Genomic DNA, 7,103 nt, shown 5'->3' on the forward strand with positions numbered 1-7,103 from the left:
CGCCGCGCCCGGCCCCGCCGCCGGCAAGCCGGGCAAGAAGAGCAAGGCCAGGGGCGCGTCGGGCGGCGGCGAGGAGCGCCGCATCCTGCACGTGGTGCAGGACCGCTTCCGTTTCGCCGGCGCCGAGCGCGAACGCGTCATGGAGGCGCTGGACACCGCGCTGCGCATGGGCGCGGGCCACCTGGCCGTGCGCGTCATGGGCGAGGACGGCGGCGACGCTCAGGTCTGGCGTTTCAGCGACCGGCTGCACTGCGCCGATTGCGACATCGAATACACCGACCCGCTGCCCAGCAGCTTCTCCTTCAACTCGCCGCTGGGCGCCTGTGAATCGTGCCGCGGCTTCGGCCGCGTGATCGGCATCGACTTCGGCCTGGTAATCCCGGACGAGAACAAGACCCTGCTCGAGGGCGCCATCAAGCCCTGGCAGACGCCCTCTTACAAGGAATGCCAGGACGAGCTGCAGAAGTACGCGCCGCGCGCCGGCATTCCGCTCGGCGTGCCCTGGAAGCACCTCACCGACGAGCAGAAGCGCTGGGTGCTGTACGGCACGCCCGACTGGAAGGGCGGAAGCGACGCCTGGAAACACCAGTGGTACGGCGTGCAGCGCTTCTTCGACTGGCTCGAAACCAAGGCGTACAAGATGCACGTGCGGGTGCTGCTGTCCAAATACCGCAGCTACACGCCCTGCCCCGCCTGCAACGGCGCCCGCCTCAAGCCCGACGCCCTGCTCTGGCGGCTGGGCGACAAGGCGGAAGCCGACGCCGTGCTGCCGCCGGACGACGGGCGCTACAAGCGCTTCATGCCGGTGCACGCCGCATGGAGCCGCGAACAGCTCGACAACCTGGACGGCCTGTCCATCCACGACGTCATGCTGCTGCCCATCGAACGGGTGCGCGCCTTCTTCGACCGGCTGCGCTTCACCGGCGCGCTGGACGCGGCCACCGATCTCCTCATGACCGAGGTGCGCGCGCGGCTGAAGTTCCTCTGCGACGTGGGCCTGGGCTATCTCACGCTGGACCGCCAGAGCCGCACGCTGTCCGGCGGCGAGGTGCAGCGCATCAACCTGACCACGGCGCTGGGCACCTCGCTGGTGAACACCCTTTTCGTGCTCGACGAGCCTTCCATCGGCCTGCACCCGCGCGACATGCACCGCGTGGTGGAAGTCATGCACCGGCTGCGCAACGCCGGCAACACGCTGGTGGTGGTGGAACACGATCCGCAGGTCATGGTGGCGGCCGACCGCATCATCGACATCGGCCCGGGCCCCGGCGAGCGCGGCGGCCGCATTGTCTTCGACGGCACGCCCGCGCAACTGCGCAACGCCGCCACGCTCACCGGCGACTACCTGGGCGGGCGGCAGCGCGTGGAGGCGCCGCGTCCCATGCCCGTGGCCGGCAATACCCCGCGCCTGGTGCTGGAAGGCGTGAGCGCCCACAACCTCAAGAACGTTTCCATCGAACTGCCCCTGGGCCGGCTGGTCTGCGTGACGGGCGTGTCCGGTTCCGGCAAGTCCACGCTGGTGCAGGACGTGCTGTATCCCGCCCTGCTCAAGCAGAAGGGCAAGCCGTCCGAAGCGCCCGGGCCGTTCGAGCGCCTGCTGGGCGCCGAGCAGATCGCCGACGTGGTCATGGTGGACCAGACGCCCATCGGCAAGACCACGCGGTCCAACCCGGCCAGCTACGTGGGCGCCTTCGACGCCATCCGCAAACTGTTCGCCCAGGCGCCGCTGGCGCGCGAGCGCGGCTACACGGCGGGCACGTTCAGCTTCAACGGCGGCGACGGCCGCTGCCCCACCTGCGGCGGCACCGGCTTCGAGCACGTGGAAATGCAGTTTCTTTCCGACGTGTACCTGCGCTGCCCCGATTGCGACGGCAAGCGCTTCCGGCCCGAGGTGCTGGAGGTGCGCGTGGAGCACCTGGGCAAGAGCGCCTCCATCGACGAAGTGCTCGAAATGACGGTGAGCGAGGCGCTGGACTTCTTCAAGGGTCTGCGCGACGTGCAGACCGGGCTCGCGCCGCTGGCGGACGTGGGGCTGGAATACGTGCGGCTGGGCCAGCCCGTGCCCACGCTTTCGGGCGGCGAGGCGCAGCGGCTCAAGCTCGCCGGCCACCTGGCCGAGGCCGCGCGCAGCGGCATCTCCACGGCCAAGGTCGCCAAGAAGGGCAGCCTGTTCCTGTTCGACGAACCCACCACGGGCCTGCACTTCGACGACGTGGCGCGGCTCATGCGCGCCTTCCGCAAGCTGCTGGCCGCCGGCCATACGCTGCTCGTCATCGAGCACAACCTGGACGTGATCCGCGCGGCCGACTGGCTGATCGACCTGGGGCCCGAGGGCGGCGACGCGGGCGGCGAGGTCGTGGGCGTGGGCACCCCGCGCGACCTGATGGACAACCCGGCCTCGCACACGGGCGCGGCGCTGCGCGACTATGAAGTCAGCATCCTGCCCGCCGGCATCGTCGCGAGCACCGACGCCGACGCCCAGGAAGCCGAGCAGGCCGGCCTGGCCGCGGTCATCGAGGAGCCGCGCGCGGACTACGCGGCGCAGGCCGGCACGCCGCTGCAATCGCTCATGCGGCGCCGCCGCCAGGACGCGCGGGCCATCGAGATCCGCAATGCGCGCGAACACAACCTGAAGAACATCAGCGTGGAAATCCCGCGCGACAAGTTCACGGTGATTACCGGCGTGTCGGGCTCGGGCAAGTCCACGCTGGCCTTCGACATCCTGTTCAACGAAGGCCAGCGGCGCTACCTGGAGTCGCTCAACGCCTATGCGCGCGCCATTGTGCAGCCGGCCGGCAAGCCGGACGTGGACGCCATCTTCGGCATCCCGCCGACGGTGGCGATCGAGCAGCGCACCAGCCGAGGCGGCCGCAAGTCCACCGTGGCCACAATGACGGAAATCCACCATTTCCTGCGCTTGCTGTATGTGAAGCTGGGCACGCAGTACTGCCCCGACTGCAACGTGCCGGTGGAGCCGCAGAACGCCGACCAGATCGTGGCGCGGCTGATGCGCGAGCGCAAGGGCGAGCACATCGGCCTGCTGGCCCCGCTGGTCACCGCCCGCAAAGGCTATTACACCGACCTGGCCAAGTGGGCGGCCGGCAAGGGCCACACGCACCTGCGGGTGGACGGCCGGTTCATTCCCGTCTCGCCCTGGCCCCGCCTGGACCGCTACAAAGAACACACCATCGAGCTGCCGGTGGCCGACGTGGTGATCGAGCCTGCCAACGAGGCCGCGCTGCGCGACGCCGTCCGGCGGGCGCTGGAAAACGGCCAGGGCGTGATGTCGGCGGTGTGGCCCGTGGACAAGCTGCACGAGGCGCTGGACAGCGACCTGCAGCAGCAGCATTTCTCGGTCAAGCGCGCCTGCCCCTGCTGCGGCGCGAGCTTCCCCGAGCCGGATCCGCGCCTGTTCTCGTACAACTCCAAGCACGGCTGGTGCCCCTCGTGCTTCGGCACCGGCCTGCAGCTGCAAGGCTTCGACGAAGAACAGACGGGCGAGGAAACCGCCTGGAACGCCTGGTACGAGGGCGAGGCGCGCACCTGCCCCGACTGCAACGGCCAGCGCCTGAACCGCGTGGCCCGCGCCGTGCGCTGGCGCGACCGCTCCATCGCCGAACTGGCGGCGCTGCCGGTTTCCGACGCGCATACCTTCTTCACCGGCCTGGTGGCGCGCGGTCGCGAGGGCGAGATCGCGCGCGACATCCTGGCCGAGATCCGCGGCCGCCTCAATTTCATGCAGGAAGTGGGGCTGGACTACCTGGCGCTGGACCGCGCCGCGCCCACGCTGTCGGGCGGCGAAGCGCAGCGCATCCGGCTGGCCGCGCAGCTGGGCTCCAATCTGCAAGGGGTGTGCTACGTGCTGGACGAGCCCACCATCGGTCTGCATCCGCGCGACAACCGCATCCTGCTCGACGCGCTGGCGCGCCTGGAAGGCAACGGCAATACCCTGGTGGTGGTGGAGCACGACGACGACACCATCCGCCGCGCTTCGCACATCATCGACATCGGCCCCGGCGCGGGCATCCGCGGCGGCCGCGTGGTGGCGCAGGGCAGCGCCGAAGATCTGATCGCCACGCCCGAATCCGTCACCGGCCGCTACCTGGCGCATCCGCTGCGCCACCCGCTGCAGGGCCGGCGCCCCGTGGCGCCCGACACGCCCATGATCCGCATCGAGGGCGCCCGCCTGCACAACCTGCGCCAGGTGGACGCCCGCATTCCGGTGGGCCGCCTCAGCGTGGTGACGGGCGTGTCCGGCTCGGGCAAGTCCACGCTGGCGCGCGAAGTGCTGCTCGACAACCTGCTGCAGGCCGTCTCGCAGGGCAAGGCGCCGGCCTGGGCGGGCTGCGAGCGCATCACCGGCTGGGAAGCCATCGACCGCGTGCTCGAAGTGGACCAGACGCCCATCGGCAAAACCCCGCGCTCCTGCCCCGCCACCTACGTCGGCTTCTGGGACGACGTGCGCAAGCAGTTCGCCGACACCCGCGAGGCCCGCATGCGCGGCTGGACGGCGGCCCGCTTCTCGTTCAATACCGGCGACGGGCGCTGCCCCATTTGCGAAGGGCAGGGCATGCGCACCATCGAGATGAACTTCCTGCCCGACGTGAAGGTGCCCTGCGACGCCTGCAGCGGCGCGCGCTTCAACAGCGATACGCTGTCGGTGCAGATGCGCGGCAAGAACGCGGGCGAAGTGCTGGCCCTGGAAGTGGACGACGCGCTGGCGTATTTCGCGGCCCATCCCAAGATCCATCGCCCCCTGCAATTGATGCAGGACGTGGGCCTGGGCTATCTCACACTGGGCCAGCCTTCGCCCACGCTGTCCGGCGGCGAGGCGCAGCGCATCAAGCTCGTGACCGAGCTGTCCAAGGCGCGGCTGACCGACGGCCTGCTCAAGACCGGCCGGGCCTCGCGCGTGCCGCACACCCTTTACGTGCTCGACGAGCCCACGGTGGGCCTGTCCATGGCCGACGTGGAAAAACTCATCCACGTGCTGCACCGTTTGGTCGAGGCGGGCAACACCGTGGTGGTCATCGAACACAACCTGGACGTGATCGCCGAAGCCGACTGGTTGCTGGACCTGGGCCCGGAAGGCGGCACGGGCGGCGGCCGGCTCGTGGCCGAGGGCTCGCCGGAACACGTCATGAGCCTGCGCGAGCGCTCGCACACCGGGCGCGTGCTGGCGGAGTTCCTGAAACAGTAGCCGCCATGGAATGCCGTTTTGAAGACCGCCTGGCCGGGCGGGCCCGCCGCCTGGCCGGCCTGTGCGCCGCCATCGAGGCGCGCTCGGCCGCCGAAGTCGGGCCGGCGCTGGAGGCCATCGACGCGCAGCGCCGCCGCGGACGCTGGATCGCCCTGCTCCTGGACTACGAACTGGGCGAATGGCTGCTGCCCGAAACCGTCCGCCCCGCCCCGGACGGCCCCTGGACGCCGCCCCGCGACGACGGCCGGGCGCGGCTGCGGGCATACGCCTTCGAGCGCGCGGAAAGCGTCGCGCCGTGGGCGCCCCAGCCGGGCGACGAAGCCGCCGCGGCGCAGCCGCCGCGCCCGCGCATGGACGAGGCCGGCTATGCCGCGCGCATCGACACCGTGCGCCGGCTGATCGAGGCAGGCGAGCTGTACCAGCTCAACTACACCCAGCCGCTGGACGTGCGCGCCGACGGATCGCCCGCGGCGCTGTACCGCCGCATCGCCAGCCGCCATCCGGTGGCCCACGCCGCCTATATCGAAGACGGCGCGCGCGCCATTCTGTCGTTCTCGCCCGAACTGTTCGTGGCGCGCCAGGGCAGCCGGCTCGTCACCCGTCCCATGAAAGGCACCGCGCCGCGCCATGCCGATCCGGCCGAAGACGAGCGGCTGGGCCGCGAGCTGCTGGCCAGCTCCAAGAACCGCGCCGAGAACCTGATGATCGTGGACCTGCTGCGCAATGACCTGGGCCGGCTGGCCGAGCCGGGATCGGTGCGGGTGGACGCGCTGTTCACGCTGGAGCGCTACCCCACGGTCTGGACCATGACCTCCACCGTGTCGGCAGAGGCCCCGCGCGCCACCCTGGAACAGGTGCTGCGCGCGCTGTTTCCCTGCGGCTCGATCACCGGCGCGCCCAAGGTGGCCGCCATGCGCCGCATCCGCCAGCTCGAAATCGCGCCGCGCGGCCTGTACTGCGGCAGCATCGGCTGGCTCGCGCCGGACGGCGACTTCTCGCTCAACGTGGCCATCCGCACCCTGGTGCTGGAAGCGGGCGGGCACGGCGTCTACGGCGTGGGCGGCGGCATCGTGCTGGATTCGGACCCGGCGCAGGAGTGGCAGGAATGCCGCTGGAAGGCGCGCATCCTCTCGCGGGATCCCGGCACTCCCCGGCCCTGCCGCGGCAAACGGGGTAGCATAGACCGGCATACGCCTGGAAACGCGGAACCGCCATGCAGCCCGAACTGATCGAAACCATCCTGGTCGACGCCGATCTCGGCATTCCCCTGCTCGCCCGCCACCTGGCCCGGCTGGAGCGCTCGTGCAAGGCGCTGGACTACGACTGGGGCGGGCCCGAGGTCGGGCAGGACATCATGGTGGCGGCGCTGTCGCTCACCACGCCCGGCCCGCACCGCCTGCGCCTGCTGGTGGCGCGCGACGGCTCGCGGCACATCCAGACGGCCCCGCTGCCGCCCCTGCCGCCCGGGCAGGAAGTCATGCTCGCGCCCGAGGCCCTGGATTCGGCCGAACCCCTGCTGCGGTACAAGACCACCTACCGCCCCTGGTACACCAAGACCATCGAATGGCTGCCCGCCCATCCGCGGGTTTTCGACCTGCTCTACCTGAACGAACGCGGCGAGCTCTGCGAAGGCAGCCGCAGCAACGTCTATCTGCTGCTGGGAGGCGACTGGTACACGCCGCCCGTGGCCAGCGGCTGCCTGCCTGGCGTGCAGCGCGAGGAACTGCTGGAACGGGGCCAGGCCACCGAGCGCGTGCTGACCCTCGACGACCTGCGCGAAGCCAGCGAGATCCGGCTGTCCAATGCGCTGCGCGGCTGGTTTCCCGTCACCCTGCGCGACGACTGAAGCGCGGGCGCGGCACGCCCGGCCTCACCCCACGGCCAGACGCACGGCCTCGTTCGC

The 7,103-nt window shown here is 70.7% G+C and carries 2 protein-coding genes and 1 pseudogene; all 3 read left to right on the forward strand.

The window, feature by feature from the left end:
* Positions 1-5,200: excinuclease ABC subunit UvrA (gene uvrA / locus AD428_RS20340; RefSeq protein ID WP_053246385.1), on the forward strand; the 5,200-nt coding region annotated here is incomplete at its 5' end.
* A gap of 5 nt (positions 5,201-5,205) precedes the next feature.
* Positions 5,206-6,330 (forward strand): annotated as a pseudogene (locus tag AD428_RS20345) (aminodeoxychorismate synthase component I); the annotation flags it as partial.
* A gap of 83 nt (positions 6,331-6,413) precedes the next feature.
* Positions 6,414-7,046, forward strand: a complete 633-nt coding sequence (locus AD428_RS20350; protein WP_053246386.1) for an aminotransferase class IV family protein — start codon at positions 6,414-6,416, stop codon at positions 7,044-7,046.
* The last annotated feature ends 57 nt before the right edge of the window (positions 7,047-7,103 follow it).

It is taken from the genome of Achromobacter sp. DMS1, assembly GCF_001270295.1.